Raw genomic sequence first — 14,809 nt, 5'->3', positions numbered from 1 at the left:
TAATCCATGGTATTTGCTATCGTTAGTCGGGTTTCGGTTTGTTGCTGTTCTTAAAAAAGTGATATTAATCATTTTTTTTGGTGATAAATATGGGGTTCGGCCATCAGGCTTTGCCCTAATTTTGGACCAACAAGCATGACCAGATTCAAATGATCCACAAATTCCACATCCCCGTTTTAGGTTTAGGCTATTCGATAGATACGCCATTAAAAGTTGCCAAATATGGCATTTCGTCTGTTGTTTCTATTGTTGACGACGAGCTGATTGAAAGGATGCGTGCCTATTATGCCCAAAAGCAAGGGAAACCTTATGTAGCCATCAAAAAAGAAGCGCCCAACAGTCGTTCGCAAAGAATTACGGCCTACCTCAACATGATGGACGAGGAGGTAAATAAACAGTTTGCCGAACTTAAACAGCAGGAATTTGAGCCCGGAACCGACATTTGCAGGTATTTTGAACTTTTGCCGGAAGAATCGCAACTGAAACAAGGTTATGAGCTTTTTATGGATTATCCGGAAGGAGAGCGCAAAACGATTTTCAAGAACCTGCTTAAAAAACAGCTGCAGTTGGGCGCTATTGATGTCAACATCATGGCTAAGGTAGACAAGGCCAACTTTAACCAGAACGACGAGTATACCGGCGACGAAAATACCGATGCTTTGGCAGCCCTGCGCGGTTTTGCCGAAAGCAGCCTCAACTCGTCGGTTATTCTCTCGGCAGGCATGAACCCTCGTTTGTACAGCTATATCGAAAATTTTGCCGATTTCTTTCCTGATATCAACGGACAGCTCAAAAAGAAGCTGATTTTGAAGGTAAGCGATTTCAGGTCGGCCTTTATACAGGCCAAGTTTTTGGCAAAAAAGGGTTTATGGGTTTCTGAATTCAGGATAGAATCCGGATTGAATTGTGGTGGCCATGCCTTTGCCACCGAAGGTTTTCTTTTGGGGCCGATTTTGGAAGAATTTAAGCAGAAAAGGCAAATGATGTTCGAAGAACTGTATCAGCTTTATGTGCTGGCCCTGCAAGAAAAGGGCATAAGCCATATTCAGCTGCCGGTACAAAAGCTCAGCGTGCAGGGGGGCATCGGCACCGCCAAGGAAAACGAATTCTTATTGAAGCACTACCAGCTTGATGCGACGGGCTGGGGGAGCCCGTTTTTATTGGTGCCCGAGGTAACCAATGTGGACGAGCAGACTTTGCAACAGCTGGCCGATTCGACAGAAAGCGATTTTTACCTCAGCGGTTCTTCGCCCTTGGGTGTACCATTCAATAATTTTAAGCAGAGCAGCATCGACATGCAGCGTTTGGAACGTATTCAAAAAGGCAGACCCGGCAGTCCCTGCACCAAAAAATACCTGTGCAGCAATACCGAATTTACTAAAGATCCCATTTGCACGGCATCGAGGGCATACCAGCACCTTAAACTCAACGAATTGAAGGCCATGGCTCTTCCGGTAAAAGAATATGAGGAGCGTTTTGAGCAGATTACGGAAAAAGCCTGCCTGTGCGAAGGCTTGACCAGCTCGGTTTACCTCAAAAATAAGATGCTGAAGCCCAAAGAAAGTAAGGCAGTAGCCATTTGCCCGGGCCCCAATTTGGCCTATTTTTCAAAAATCTATTCTTTAGAAGCCATGGTAGGCCATATTTATGGTAAAACCGACTTGTTGGCTAGCGTAAAAAGACCACACTTCTTTATCAAGGAACTTAACCTGTACATCGCCTACCTGCAGGCCGAACTGCAAATGCAACTGAAAGAATTTAACGAGAAAAAGCAAAACCAGTTGCAACGTTTCAAGAATCAGTTGCTATCGGGTATCGATTACTATAAATATTTGTTTAACCAGCTTACCAGTCAGGCCTTGTTTGTCAAAGACAAGATTGAGCAGGAACTGCTGAATGCCGAAAATGCATTGGCAGCCACTATTATTAAGCCGGTTGAAATTAAATAGTGCAGAAACTAGCTATATTTGGGTACAAGATAAGCAATGGAAAGAGCACAGCTGTTAAACGCGATCATAGAAAATGCCATCGATGGTATCATCACCATTGACGATAAGGGCGTGATAGAACACATCAATCCTGCCGCCCTGCAGTTGTTCGGCTATTCGCGCGAAGAAACGGTTGGCAAAAACGTAGCCATGCTCATGCCTCAGCCAGATAGGGCCAGGCACGACAGCTATATTTCCAATTACAACCACACGGGCCAGAAAAAAATCATCGGCATTGGGAGGGAAGTAACCGGCCAGCGCAAAGACGGCAGTACTTTTCCATTCAGGTTAGGCGTAAGTGAAGTGAAATTTAGCGACAGGAAGATATTTACGGGCTTTGTGCACGATTTGAGTAGAGAGAAAGAAGACGAACAAAAAATAAAAAGCTATACCGAAGAGCTGGAGGTGAAGATAAAGGAGCGTACGCAAGACCTTATCAAATTAATCAACGAGCTCGAAACGGCTAAAGAGGTAGTGAGCGAGATGTTTGAAAAGGAAAAGGAACTGAACCAGCTCAAAACCAGGTTCGTTTCCATGGCTTCGCACGAGTTCCGGACGCCATTGAGCTCCATTCAGCTTTCGGCCTCATTAATCGATAAATATACCTTGAAACAGGATGTGGCCAATGTAGAAAAGCACACGGCCAAGATCAGGAATTCGATCAATAACCTCACTACCATACTCAATGATTTCCTTTCGTTGGAAAAACTGGAAGCCGGAAAGGTAGAAGCCAATGCCAACTGGTTCGATATCATTTCGTTTGCCGAAGAAATTGCCGAAGAGATGCAGCTCATCAGCAAGCAGAACCAGCTCATTGTATACGAACACAAAGGCGTTACTGCCCAGGTTTACCTCGACCAACATCTGCTTAAAAACTGTATCATTAACCTCATTTCCAACGCCATCAAGTATTCTGGCGAAGACACCATGATCCAGTTTAACAGCACCATCAGGGAAAACGAACTGACCATAGATATTACCGACAACGGCATTGGCATTCCCTTGGCCGATCGCAGCAACTTGTTCGAGCCGTTTTTTAGGGCGCATAATACCGGCGATATTCCGGGAACCGGCTTGGGGCTCAATATCGTAAAGCGATATGTTGGCCTGATGGACGGAACCGTGAGCTATATTGGCGAAGAAGAGGTAGGCACTACGTTTAGGTTGCATTTTAGATTTTAACAGCACATGAAAAAGGCCCTGATTATAGAAGACAGCGACGATATTAGAGAAAGCACGGCAGAAATACTCGATTTGGCCGGTTACGCTACTTTTACTGCCAAAAACGGCAAGATTGGGGTAGATTTGGCCATTAAGCATACGCCCGATATTATTTTGTGCGATATCATGATGCCCGAACTGGATGGCTATGGCGTACTTTATTTGTTGCAGAAAAATCCGCAAACAGCCGGTATTCCCTTTATTTTTATGACCGCCAAGGCCGAACGCAGCGATATGCGTAAAGGCATGGAAATGGGTGCCGACGATTACCTGACCAAGCCTTTCGACGATGTGGAGCTTTTCAACGCTATAGAAAGCAGACTTAAAAAACGCCATAAACCCGTAGGTTTCAAGGCCACGGCAGGCGATAAGGAAACACTGTTTGCCGAATTGAAGGCTAAGGGCAAACCCCGTTCTTTTGGTCAAAAGCAGATTATTTATGTAGAGCACGACCAGCCCTCGTACCTTTATTATGTGGTTAAGGGGCAGGTTAAAACCTACAAACGTGCAAAAGACGGCCGCGAACTTTCTTCGACCCTGTACCATGCCGGCGATTTTTTTGGCTACCAAAGTCTGTGCAACGGCACTTCGTATACCGATAATGCGGCTACGCTTGCCGATGTAGAACTGTTGCTCATTGCCAAGGCCGATTTTATGGACTACCTGCAAAGCCATCAGGAAATTTCGGGTGCTTTTATGAGCATGCTGTCAAACAACGCACAGCATAAAGACGAGCAGTTGCTCAGGCTTGCCTATTTTTCGGTGCGTAAGCGAGTGGCCGAAACTTTGGTAGAAGTAGCCCATAAATTTGGCGATAAACAATCGGACGAATGTACGTTGCGGATTTCGAGAGATGATTTGGCGGCCTTGGTAGGTACGGCCAGCGAAACCGTAAGCCGAATGCTCGCCGATTTTAAAGACGAAAAACTCATCGAAAAAAACGGCAACGCCATTCATATTGTTTCTATCGAGAAATTGAGGAATATTAAGCAGTAGTTTAGTCGATAGTTCACAGTCTATAGTCAATAGTCCACAGTCGATAGTCCATGGTCCATAATCTATAGTCTTTTAACTTTGGTCTTTAGTCTTTTAGCTTTGGTCTTTGCTCTTTCACCTTCTCCCTTCCACCTTTAGTCTTTTAGCTTTGCTCTTTCACCTTCTTCCTTCCGCCTTTTCTGACGAATATCATTTTTTTGCCTAACCGCGCTCATCAGTCGGCCATAGGCCTTGCTTTAGTTTTGTATATATCAAAATATGCAGATGAAAGCAATAGCGTATCATATCAAACCCCAAGAAAAAGAATGGCTCATTTTGGCCAACCATAAAAAACACGATATCACGATTATCAGCAACAGTTTAACCCTCGATACCTTGGCTTTTGCACAGGGCAAGGAAGCACTGATTGTTTTTAACGAAGATGCGCTGGATGCCGAGCTGGTTAAAGGTTTGAAGGCCTTGGGCATCAAATACATTGCTGCCGCTTCCTTCGGGATAGACCATATTGATTTATCGGCCGTTGCCCACGCGGGCCTCAAACTGGCCAATGTGCCTTTCGAAAACGGAGGCGAGATGAAAACCATGTACCAGGTGGTTAAAAACCTCGATAATTGGGCACAGGGAAAATGTGTAGGCGATGCTTGTTGCTGCCCAAATAGTTGCCGTATTAAACCTATAGACCAACACTAATGGATACTGCATCACTGCTTAAAAAGTACAATGTGGCCGCACCGAGATACACTAGCTATCCCACTGTGCCTTATTGGGAAAACGAAACGTTTAGCCAGCAGCAATGGTTCGACCAGTTGCTCAAATCGTACGCCGACAACAAGGAGGAGGGCATCAGCCTGTACATCCATTTGCCATTTTGCGAGCATTTGTGTACCTATTGTGGGTGCAATACCCGCATTACCAAAAATCATGGTGTAGAATTGCCTTACATCGCTGCCTTGATTAAAGAGTGGAAGATGTATTGTGCTGTTTTGGGCGAGCACCCCAAAATCAAGGAAATCCATTTGGGTGGCGGTACCCCGACTTTTTTTAGTCCAGCAAATTTAGAAAAGCTGATTGATGCCATTGCAGGCAAAGGTGGCAAAATGACGGAATGCTCCTTTGAAGGACATCCTGATAACACTACGCTCGATCATTTAGATACTTTGCATAAGTTGGGTTTCAGGCGCTTGAGTTTGGGCATCCAGGATTTTGATCCCAAGGTACAGCTCATGATCAACCGTTTTCAAACTACCCAACAGGTCACTAAAATCATGCACGATGCCAGGGTTATCGGCTACGAATCCATCAATTTCGATCTGATTTATGGTTTGCCCGGCCAAACACTCGAGGGGCTCGTACAAACCATAACCGAAGTTATTGCCATGCACCCCGATCGCATCGCCTTTTACAGCTATGCCCATGTGCCTTGGCTTAAACCGGGTCAGCGCCATTTTACCGAAAAAGACATTCCGGCAGGCGAAGAAAAATTCAGGCTTTACCGCACGGGTCGCAACCTGTTGCTGGAGGCTGGCTACGAAGAAATAGGCATGGATCATTTTGCCTTAAAAAGCGATCCGCTATATCAAGCGAGCGAAAGCCATCAGCTGCATCGCAATTTTATGGGCTATACCCATCAGTACACACCAATTTTAATCGGGCTTGGCGTTTCGTCTATTAGCGATTGCCAAGGTGCCTTTGCCCAAAACGCAAAAACCGTAGAAAGCTACCTGCAACAATTAGAAAATGGTTGTTTTCCGATAGAGAAAGGGCATATCTTGAGCGAGCGTGACCTTTACATCAGGCAACACATCCTGAACCTGATGTGTAAAAACGCCACCCGTTTTACCGACGAAGTACCTGCGCTGGTGTTGCAAAGACTTAAACCCTTGATAGACGACCGCTTGGTGGCCATAACAGGCAATGAAATCAGTCTGGCTACCGAAGGAAAATCGTTCATCAGGAATGTATGTATGGCTTTTGACGAAAGGCTTTGGCAAAAACAGCCACAAACCACTCTTTTCAGCAACGCAGTTTAACGACCATGAAAAATCAGGAAATACTACAGAGCCTAAGTTGTTACCATTGTGGCGAAGCTTTAAATGGTGCCGATCTTCTTTTCGACGAGAAGCATTTCTGCTGTACCGGTTGCAAAAGCGTGTACCAGTTGCTGTCGCAGAACAATTTGTGCAACTATTATGCGTACAACAATGCACCTGGCAATCGTTTAGAAGGGCATTCGCATTTCGACTACCTCGACGAGCCTAAAATTGTAGATCAACTGATTGACTATAAAGACAAGGAGAACACGATTGTCACTTTTTACATCCCCGCTATTCACTGCAGTTCTTGTGTGTGGCTGTTGGAACATTTGTATAAAATAAACACCGCCATTTATCGCTCTCAAATCGATTTTATAAAGAAAGAAGTGAGCATCAGCTTCAAAAATCAGGAAATCTCTTTGCGAAAAGTGGTAGAAATCCTGACCAATATCGGCTACGAACCTTTGCTGAGCTTGCAGGATGTGGTGAAAGAAAAGAGCAAGGCAACAGATCGGAGCCTCATTTTGAAGATTGCTTTGGCTGGTTTTTGCATGGGCAATGTGATGTTGTTCAGCTTTCCAGAGTACTTTGGCTTGTCGGGCACTGAAAAGCAGTTTCAGCAGCTGTTTGCCTGGTTAAACCTACTTTTTTGTCTGCCAGTAACGTTTTATTGCGCCCGCGATTATTTTACTTCGGCCATAACCAGCCTCAAACATGGCCATGTTAATCTTGATGCACCTTTGGCCCTCATTATTGCTGTGCTTTTGCTCAGAACGGCCATGTCAACCCTGTTGATGAACGGTCCAGGTTTTGCCGATACGCTAACAGGATTGGTTTTTCTGCTCTTGCTAGGCAAGTGGGTAAAGCAACGTACCTATTATCACATTTCTTTCGATCGCGATTATCGTTCCTATTTTCCTATAGCCGTTACGACCTTGCAAAATGGCAAGGAGCAGGCCACCGCCATTGCCGAACTCAAGGTAGGAGACAGATTGTGGATCAGGAATGGTGAACTTATACCCGCCGATTCGATCTTGATGAAAGGCGAGGCCTGGCTCGACATGAGTTTTGTAACCGGCGAAACGGAACCCCAACAAAAGGTTTTAGGCGAAATCACCTATGCCGGTGGCAAGCAGCTGGGCGAAGCCATAGAAGTGGAGGTGGTAAAACCCGTTTCGCAGAGCTATTTAACCAGTTTATGGAACAAAGAATACACCAAAGGCAACAACAGCCAAAACTTTAACGACAGCGTAGCCAAATACTTTAGCCTGGCCGTATTTGTCTTGGCCTTTGGCACCTTGGCTTATTGGTTTGCCCAAGGCAGTAGCGTTAAAGCCTGGAATGCCTTTACGGCCGTTATTATTGTGGCCTGTCCCTGTGTGCTGGCTTTAAGCACGCCTTTTACCTTGTCGGCCATACTTTCGGTATTCGATAAAAAGGGCTTCTACGTTAAAAATACCGATGCCGTTGAGCGTCTGGCCCACTGCAATACCATTGTTTTCGACAAAACGGGTACTTTAACCAGTACGGAGCAGGCCGATGTTTATTTTAATGGACTTTTAACCGAAGAAGAAAAAAGAATGGTGGTGTCTTTGTTGCGCCATTCATCGCACCCTTTAAGCCGCAGGATTTTAAAAAACCTCGATTTTAACAAGTTTTATCCCATTACTAAATACAAGGAAATTCCCGGCAAGGGCATTAAAGGCTGGGTAAACGAGCAGATGGTGTATGCGGGTAGTCCGGCCATATTGCCTTTCGGTATAAAGGTTGATGCGGGCAGTGGTGTACATGTGGTGATTAACGATAGCTACAAAGGTTGTTTCAGTGTGGAACAAAAATGGCGGACTAATTTGTCGGAGCTGATCTGGAAGCTGCAAAAAAAGTTCAAGCTCAAAGTGCTTTCTGGCGATACCAATAAGGAAGAAGTATACCTGAAACAGATTTTTCCGGCCAATGCCGACATCAGGTTTCAGCAAAGTCCACATGATAAGCTCGAAGCCATCAAAACCCTGCAAAAAGACAGCAGCGTAATGATGCTGGGCGATGGCCTGAATGACGCCGGTGCCCTCAAACAAAGTGATTTTGGCATTGCCCTTACCGATAACATCAACAACTTTACGCCAGGTTGCGATGCCATTCTCAAAGGCTCTTCGCTTACCTATTTGCCTAATTTTCATCAGTTGAGCAAAGATGGCCTTAAAATCATCAAGATCAGCTTTGCCATTGCCATCACCTATAACTGTGTTGGACTGTATTTTGCCGTACAAGGCACGCTCTATCCCCTGGTTGCAGCGGTGCTCATGCCGTTGAGCACCGTTACCATTATCGGTTTCACCACCTTGGCAACCCGTTTTTATGCACATCAAAATCAACTGCGATGAACATCCTCTATTTTTTAATCGGCTGCAGCGTACTGATGGCGCTGGTGTTTCTGGGCGCCTTTTTCTGGGCTATGAAAGATGGGCAGCACAACGACGTGCATACGCCGGGCATCAGGGTTTTGTTTGACGACGAACCGCCCGATGCTGCCGAAGATCCCCAATCGCCTAAACAAAACGAAAAAACTGACCAAAATCACTTTTAGCTGTAACTGCCATCACCAAGGCAACCGACCAGCCGAAATACCTTTGAACACAACAAATCAATAGCTTCTTTATGCAATTAGAAAAATTTACTTACGACAATAAGATTGTCCGCAATTTTGGCTTAGCCACCATTGTTTGGGGCATTATCGGAATGACGGTAGGGCTGTTGGTGGCCATGCAGCTGTTCAAGCCATCCATGAACATGGGCAGTCAATACACCACCTTTGGCCGCATCAGGCCTTTGCACACCAATGCGGTTATTTTCGCTTTTGTGGGCAATGCCATTTTTATGGGTGTTTACTACTCGCTGCAAAGGTTGCTCAAAGCCCGTATGTTTAGCGATACGTTGAGCAAGATCCATTTTTGGGGCTGGCAGCTCATTATCCTGTCGGCGGTGCTTACCCTGCCATTGGGCTTTACCACCTCGCACGAATATGCCGAGCTCGAATGGCCCATCGATATTGCCATCACCATCATTTGGGTGGTCTTTGGTATCAACATGTTTGGTACCATCATTAAACGTCGCGAACGCCATTTGTATGTAGCCATCTGGTTCTACATTGCCACGTTTGTGACTATCGCTGTTTTGCATATTGTAAACTCTTTCGAGTTGCCTATTTCTTTCTTAAAAAGCTATTATGTCTATGCCGGTGTTCAAGATGCCTTGGTGCAATGGTGGTATGGCCACAATGCGGTAGCATTTTTCTTAACCACGCCTTATTTGGGCATGATGTACTATTTCTTGCCTAAAATGGCCAACAGACCGGTTTACTCGTATAAATTAAGTATCCTGCACTTTTGGTCGCTTATTTTTATCTACATCTGGGCTGGTCCGCACCACCTGTTGTACACCTCTTTGCCGGGTTGGGCACAATCGCTGGGCGTTGCCTTTTCCATCATGCTTATCGCACCAAGTTGGGGCGGTATGATCAATGGTTTGCTTACTCTACGTGGTGCCTGGGACAAAGTGAGGGAAGATGTAACCCTGAAATTTATGGTGGTGGCCTTAACCGCTTATGGTATGGCTACTTTCGAAGGGCCGATGCTTTCGCTTAAACAAATTAACGGCATTGCCCACTTTACCGACTGGATTGTGGCCCACGTGCATGTGGGCGCGCTGGGCTGGAATGGCTTCCTAACCTTTGGTATTTTGTATTGGTTGGTACCACGACTTTACAAAACAACGCTGTATTCTCAAAAAATGGCATCATTCCATTTTTGGATAGGCACTTTGGGCATCCTGTTTTATGCCGTTCCGATGTACTGGGCAGGTTTTACCCAAGGATTGATGTGGAAAGAGTTTACACCCGATGGCGTACTTAAATATTCCAACTTTTTAAGCACCACGCTACAGATTATCCCGATGCACGTACTCCGGGCTATTGGTGGCGGACTTTACCTGCTAGGTGCCATTGTAATGACGGTTAACCTGGCCAAAACCATGCTCAAAGCCAAATTGGTAGCCAACGAACCTGCCGAAGCTATGGCTTTGCCGAAAGTGATCGAAGAAACCGATCCTGCTGATAAAAAATGGCACCGTGTATTGGAGCGCAAACCGATGAAATTTATGGTTTTCTCGCTCATCGTGATCCTGATTGGCGGTATGGTAGAAATGATGCCAACTTTTACCATCCAATCTAACGTGCCTACCATTGCCAGCGTTAAGCCTTATACGCCTTTAGAGCTGCAGGGTCGCGATCTTTACATCAGAGAAGGCTGCGTAAACTGCCACTCGCAAACCGTTCGTCCATTCCGTTCAGAAACCGAGCGCTATGGCGAGTACAGCAAGGCGGGAGAATTTGTATACGACCATCCGTTTTTATGGGGAAGCAAGAGGACTGGGCCCGATTTGCATCGCGAAGGAGGCAAATATTCTAACGCTTGGCACTTCAATCACCTGCTAGATCCTACGTCAATGTCGCCGGGCAGTATCATGCCGTCTTATCCTTGGCTCATCCAGCAAAAGCTCGATACCACCACCACGGCCAGCAAGATCAGGGCCATGCAAAAATTGGGTGTGCCGTACCGCGTCGATTTCGATAGAGATGCCAATGGGGTATTAACCGAGCAGGCCAATGCCATTGCAAAAGACCTGAAACAGAATAACATTACCGTAAAAAGCGACCGCGAAATCATTGCCATCATTGCTTACCTGCAGCGTTTGGGCGTAGATATCAAAGCAAATAAGTTCACCATTCCTTCAAATCAGTAAACCGATGTTCAATCAAATTAAAGACCTGGCCGGAGGCGAATTTTACCTGATCAGCTCATTGGTCATGTTCATGGTATTTTTCATAGTCGTAGGCATTTACCTTGTTAAACTCAATAAAAACCACAGCAACCTGATGAGCAGGATGCCAATAGAAGACCCTCAAACCGATGTTGCCCATGAAAAAGATTAGCCTTTTAATATTGTTATCCGGTATTGGCACTGCAGTTTTGGCCAGCGAACAGGAAGCCAAGCCTATAGCCATTCCAGAGCCAAGCCTTGGCCTTTCGGTAACCGAAATTTTGGTGCTGGCCCTGTTGGTATTTGCCATTGTGCTGCTGTTGGTTTCGATAGTGCTTTTCAAAGCCTTTAAGGTCATGGCCAAAGAGCAGTTGCATCCAACGCCTTACCAAAAATATGTGCCAGAAGCACCGCTGGATTACGAAGAATGGCTCAAAACCAAGAAATCGAAGCCTGGAATCTGGTCAAAACTGTTAAGCTTAAAACCAATTGAGCAAGAGCAGGAACTCGTTATCCCGCATGCTTACGATGGCATCCACGAGCTCAACAACCCGGTGCCCAAATGGTTCAATATCCTGTTTTACGGAACCATGATTTTCGCGGTAGGCTATATTTATTATTACCACATTGGCGAGTACGGCCAAAAGCAAGACCAGGAATACGAAACCGAAATGGCCAAAGCGGCCGAAGACAAGCGTAAATTCTTGGCCCAAGCGGTAAACAAGGTTGATGAGAGTACCGTAAAAGTCGATAAAACCTTGATTGCAAACGGTAAAAACGTATTTATGGCCAACTGCATTGCCTGCCACGGCGAGCATGGACAGGGCTTGGTGGGACCTAACCTTACCGACGAGTTTTGGTTGCATGGCGGTAGCATCAACGATATCTTCAAAACCATCAAATACGGCGTGCCCGCTAAAGGTATGGTCAGCTGGGAAAAAAGCATGAGTTCCGTTAACATTGCCGAAGTGGCCAACTATATCGTATCGCTGCAGGGAAGTCATCCGGCTAATGCCAAAGCTCCACAAGGCGAAAAATACGAAGCCAAAGCGGCCACCGATACCCTGAAAAATGAAAGCAGCCCCAAAAAATAAAACCACCAAGCCAAGCGGCAGAAACTTTATCTATCCTAAAAAACCTTCGGGCAGATTGTATACCTACCGCAAATGGGTAAGTTATGTGCTGCTGCTTTGCTTGTTCTCTTTTCCGTTTTTAAAACTGAACGGCGAACAGCTGGTGCTGCTCAATTTCTTGGAACGCAAATTCGTTTTCTTCGGATTGCTTTTTACGCCCCAGGATTTTTACCTGTTTGCCTTGGCCATGTTGCTGTTTATTGTTTTTATTGTCTGTTTTACGGTGATATTGGGCAGGTTGTGGTGTGGTTGGGCCTGTCCACAGACCATTTTTATGGAAATGGTTTTCAGGCGGATAGAATATTGGATAGAAGGCGATGCCAATCAGCAACGAAAACTTGATGCCCAAGCATGGGATACCGAGAAAATCTTAAAAAAGACGAGTAAGCACCTGATTTTTCTCCTCATTTCTTTCGGCATTGCCAATACCTTCTTGGCTTACATGATTGGCTCCGATGTGCTTTACAAGATCGTTACCGAGCCTGTTGCCCAGCACATTAGCGGTTTTGTGTCTATTTGGCTGTTCACCTTCGTTTTTTATGGCGTGTTTGCCTACGTACGCGAAGTGGTTTGTACGGTTATTTGTCCGTACGGACGCTTGCAGGGTGTGTTGTTAGACAACCAGAGCTTGGTAGTGGCCTATAACCAGCAACGTGGCGAACCGAGGGGACATTTGCAACGCAACCAAGCCAGTACGGCTAAAGGCGATTGCATAGACTGCGGACTTTGCGTGCAGGTTTGTCCAACCGGTATCGACATCAGGAACGGAACCCAGCTAGAATGCGTTAATTGTACGGCTTGCATCGATAGCTGTAACGAGGTAATGCGAAAAATCAACAAGCCCTTAGATCTTATCGGTTTTTACCATCAGGATTTTATCCAGCACCAAAAACCTTATCGTTTGGGCATTAAAGCTTATGGCTACATGGTGGTTCTGGCGGTCATCATGCTGGTGTTTTCGAGCCTGGTTTACAAAAGGCAGGATGTTGAAACCACGGTTTTAAGGGCCAGCGGTACGCTTTACCAACTTAGGGAAGACGGCACGGTAAGCAATTTGTACAATGCCGAGTTGATTAACAAAACCAATAAGCCCATAACCTTTGTGCTGCGGTCTAAAGATCCGAAAGACAGTATCCAGTTTATCCAGAAAACTGCGGTATTGCCCAAAGAAGGTACGGCAACGCTTACTTTCTTTCTGGTCAAGAAAGCTTCGGCCATCAAAACCTATAAATCGACGGTGGTTTTCGAGGTGGTGGCCAAGCAAAAGGTCATCAGTACGGCAAGCACCACGTTCTTTTCGCAACCCTGATTAACGCTCGCTACGCAATTAACAGTTATTAATCACCAATCAATCGCTTTAAAATGAACTGGGGAAGAAAAATAGTTTTAGGAATGGCCATTTTCATGTTGTTTATCATCGGCATGGTGGTATACATGTTTAAAGTGCATGGCAACGATGCCTTGATGGAAGACGATTATTACGAGAAAGGCATCAACTACGATGCCGATTACAAAGCCATCAACAATGTTTTTGCCGACAAGGCCGAACCGAAAATCAGTCTAACGGCCAGTCAGGTAATCATACAGTTGCAAGACAGTGTGGCTTACGATTTGAAATTCAAATGCGCTTCGGTAGCCAAGGATGATATCAAGCAAACTGGTGCCACCATTGGCCACGCTAATCTCATTCTGCTCGATAGGGCCAAGCTCCGCAAAGGTTTGTGGTTTGTAGAGTTGCGGTGGACAAACCATCAAAAGGCTTATTTCTTTAAAAAAGACCTGATGTTATGAGCAGTTTGCCCTTGGCTTTTGTATTGGGTTTGCTAGGCAGTTTGCATTGTGCCGTCATGTGCGGTCCGCTGATGCTCAGCATGCCGCTGCAGCAACAAAACTGGTTGACTACGGCCTTTCAATTGGTTTCCTATCAACTGGGCCGTATCTCGGTGTATGGCTTGTTAGGCCTGTTAGTCGGTTTAATAGGCAATAGCTTGAAGGTTTTTGCCAATCAGGAAACACTAAGTTTGGTGGTAGGCTTCATTCTGATAAGCTTTGCCTTAATGCAGTTCAGTGGCCGTTACATGGGTCATTTGGCAAGCCTGCAGCAGCGTCTGCTCAAGCCCATAGGCAATTTATTGGGCAAATTTTATGGCTTGCCGTTTTGGGGTTTCTTGGTAGGGATGCTGAACGGATTGATCCCTTGTGGCATGGTTTACTTGGCCTTGGCAACGGCATTGAACACCGGAACTCCAAAAGACGGTGCCTTTTTTATGCTGCTGTTTGGCTTGGGTACCAGTCCTTTAATGCTTACGATTTCAATGAGCAAGTTGTTTTTGAGGAAATACATCAGGTTTAACGTCAATAAGTACATGCCTTGGTTTATGCTGTTTTTGGGCACCTTGATGATATTACGTAGTGCTGATTTAGGAATCGCTTTTTTATCGCCCAGCGTTAATGCGCATTCGCACGGACATGTAGCCGAATGCAGGTAGCCAAATTTCATTTGATTTGACCAAATAATAGGTTTTTTAATCGTTGTTAAAGAAAAAGTTGTCAAGGCTACAACTTTTCCTGTTTTCAAATGTTGATGCAATTACATATTTTGCATGTCAATCCCATTGTAAAC

At 45.5% G+C, this 14,809-nt stretch carries 13 protein-coding genes; all 13 read left to right on the top strand.

The features are described from left to right. The first annotated feature begins 149 nt into the window (after positions 1-149). Positions 150-1,949, top strand: a complete 1,800-nt coding sequence (locus tag VRU48_RS05630; RefSeq protein WP_330106946.1) for a hypothetical protein — start codon at positions 150-152, stop codon at positions 1,947-1,949. 36 nt (positions 1,950-1,985) lie between these two features. Continuing rightward, positions 1,986-3,170: a PAS domain-containing sensor histidine kinase gene (locus tag VRU48_RS05625; protein WP_330106945.1), complete on the top strand. Its 1,185-nt coding sequence runs from the start codon at positions 1,986-1,988 to the stop codon at positions 3,168-3,170. A 6-nt stretch (positions 3,171-3,176) separates the two neighbouring features. Next, positions 3,177-4,205 (top strand): response regulator, encoded by a 1,029-nt coding sequence (locus tag VRU48_RS05620; RefSeq protein WP_330106944.1) that lies wholly within the window; start codon positions 3,177-3,179, stop codon positions 4,203-4,205. A gap of 264 nt (positions 4,206-4,469) precedes the next feature. Continuing rightward, on the top strand, positions 4,470-4,895 hold the full coding sequence (locus VRU48_RS05615; RefSeq protein WP_330106943.1) for a Rossmann-fold NAD(P)-binding domain-containing protein: 426 nt from the start codon (positions 4,470-4,472) through the stop codon (positions 4,893-4,895). After that, the gene (gene hemN, locus VRU48_RS05610) at positions 4,895-6,235 is read left to right on the top strand and encodes an oxygen-independent coproporphyrinogen III oxidase (RefSeq protein WP_330106942.1); all 1,341 of its coding nucleotides are present in this window, start codon (positions 4,895-4,897) and stop codon (positions 6,233-6,235) included. The genes VRU48_RS05615 and hemN overlap by 1 nt, the downstream gene beginning before the upstream one ends. A gap of 5 nt (positions 6,236-6,240) precedes the next feature. Next, complete coding sequence (locus VRU48_RS05605; RefSeq protein WP_330106941.1) at positions 6,241-8,619, top strand: heavy metal translocating P-type ATPase; 2,379 nt, start codon at positions 6,241-6,243, stop codon at positions 8,617-8,619. After that, positions 8,616-8,822: a cbb3-type cytochrome oxidase assembly protein CcoS gene (gene ccoS, locus VRU48_RS05600; RefSeq protein ID WP_330106940.1), complete on the top strand. Its 207-nt coding sequence runs from the start codon at positions 8,616-8,618 to the stop codon at positions 8,820-8,822. Before VRU48_RS05605 ends, ccoS begins: the two co-directional genes overlap by 4 nt. A gap of 71 nt (positions 8,823-8,893) precedes the next feature. Beyond that, entirely contained in the window at positions 8,894-11,035 is a 2,142-nt protein-coding gene (ccoN, locus tag VRU48_RS05595; RefSeq protein ID WP_330106939.1) for a cytochrome-c oxidase, cbb3-type subunit I, read from the top strand. Positions 11,036-11,039: 4 nt separating this feature from the next. Then, a complete protein-coding gene (locus VRU48_RS05590; RefSeq protein ID WP_330106938.1) occupies positions 11,040-11,225 on the top strand; it encodes a hypothetical protein in 186 nt (61 codons plus the stop codon). Next, positions 11,212-12,147, top strand: coding sequence for a cbb3-type cytochrome c oxidase N-terminal domain-containing protein (locus tag VRU48_RS05585; RefSeq protein ID WP_330106937.1), 936 nt, complete (start codon positions 11,212-11,214; stop codon positions 12,145-12,147). The genes VRU48_RS05590 and VRU48_RS05585 overlap by 14 nt, the downstream gene beginning before the upstream one ends. After that, positions 12,125-13,495: a cytochrome c oxidase accessory protein CcoG gene (ccoG, locus tag VRU48_RS05580; RefSeq protein WP_330106936.1), complete on the top strand. Its 1,371-nt coding sequence runs from the start codon at positions 12,125-12,127 to the stop codon at positions 13,493-13,495. The genes VRU48_RS05585 and ccoG overlap by 23 nt, the downstream gene beginning before the upstream one ends. Positions 13,496-13,548: 53 nt before the next feature. After that, positions 13,549-13,977, top strand: a complete 429-nt coding sequence (locus VRU48_RS05575) for a FixH family protein (RefSeq protein WP_330106935.1) — start codon at positions 13,549-13,551, stop codon at positions 13,975-13,977. Beyond that, on the top strand, positions 13,974-14,675 hold the full coding sequence (locus tag VRU48_RS05570) for a sulfite exporter TauE/SafE family protein (RefSeq protein WP_330106934.1): 702 nt from the start codon (positions 13,974-13,976) through the stop codon (positions 14,673-14,675). The genes VRU48_RS05575 and VRU48_RS05570 overlap by 4 nt, the downstream gene beginning before the upstream one ends. The last annotated feature ends 134 nt before the right edge of the window (positions 14,676-14,809 follow it).

It is taken from the genome of Pedobacter albus (genome assembly GCF_036324255.1).
Taxonomy (GTDB): Bacteria; Bacteroidota; Bacteroidia; order Sphingobacteriales; family Sphingobacteriaceae; genus Pedobacter; species Pedobacter albus.
This window is presented reverse-complemented; position numbering and strand designations above follow the sequence as displayed.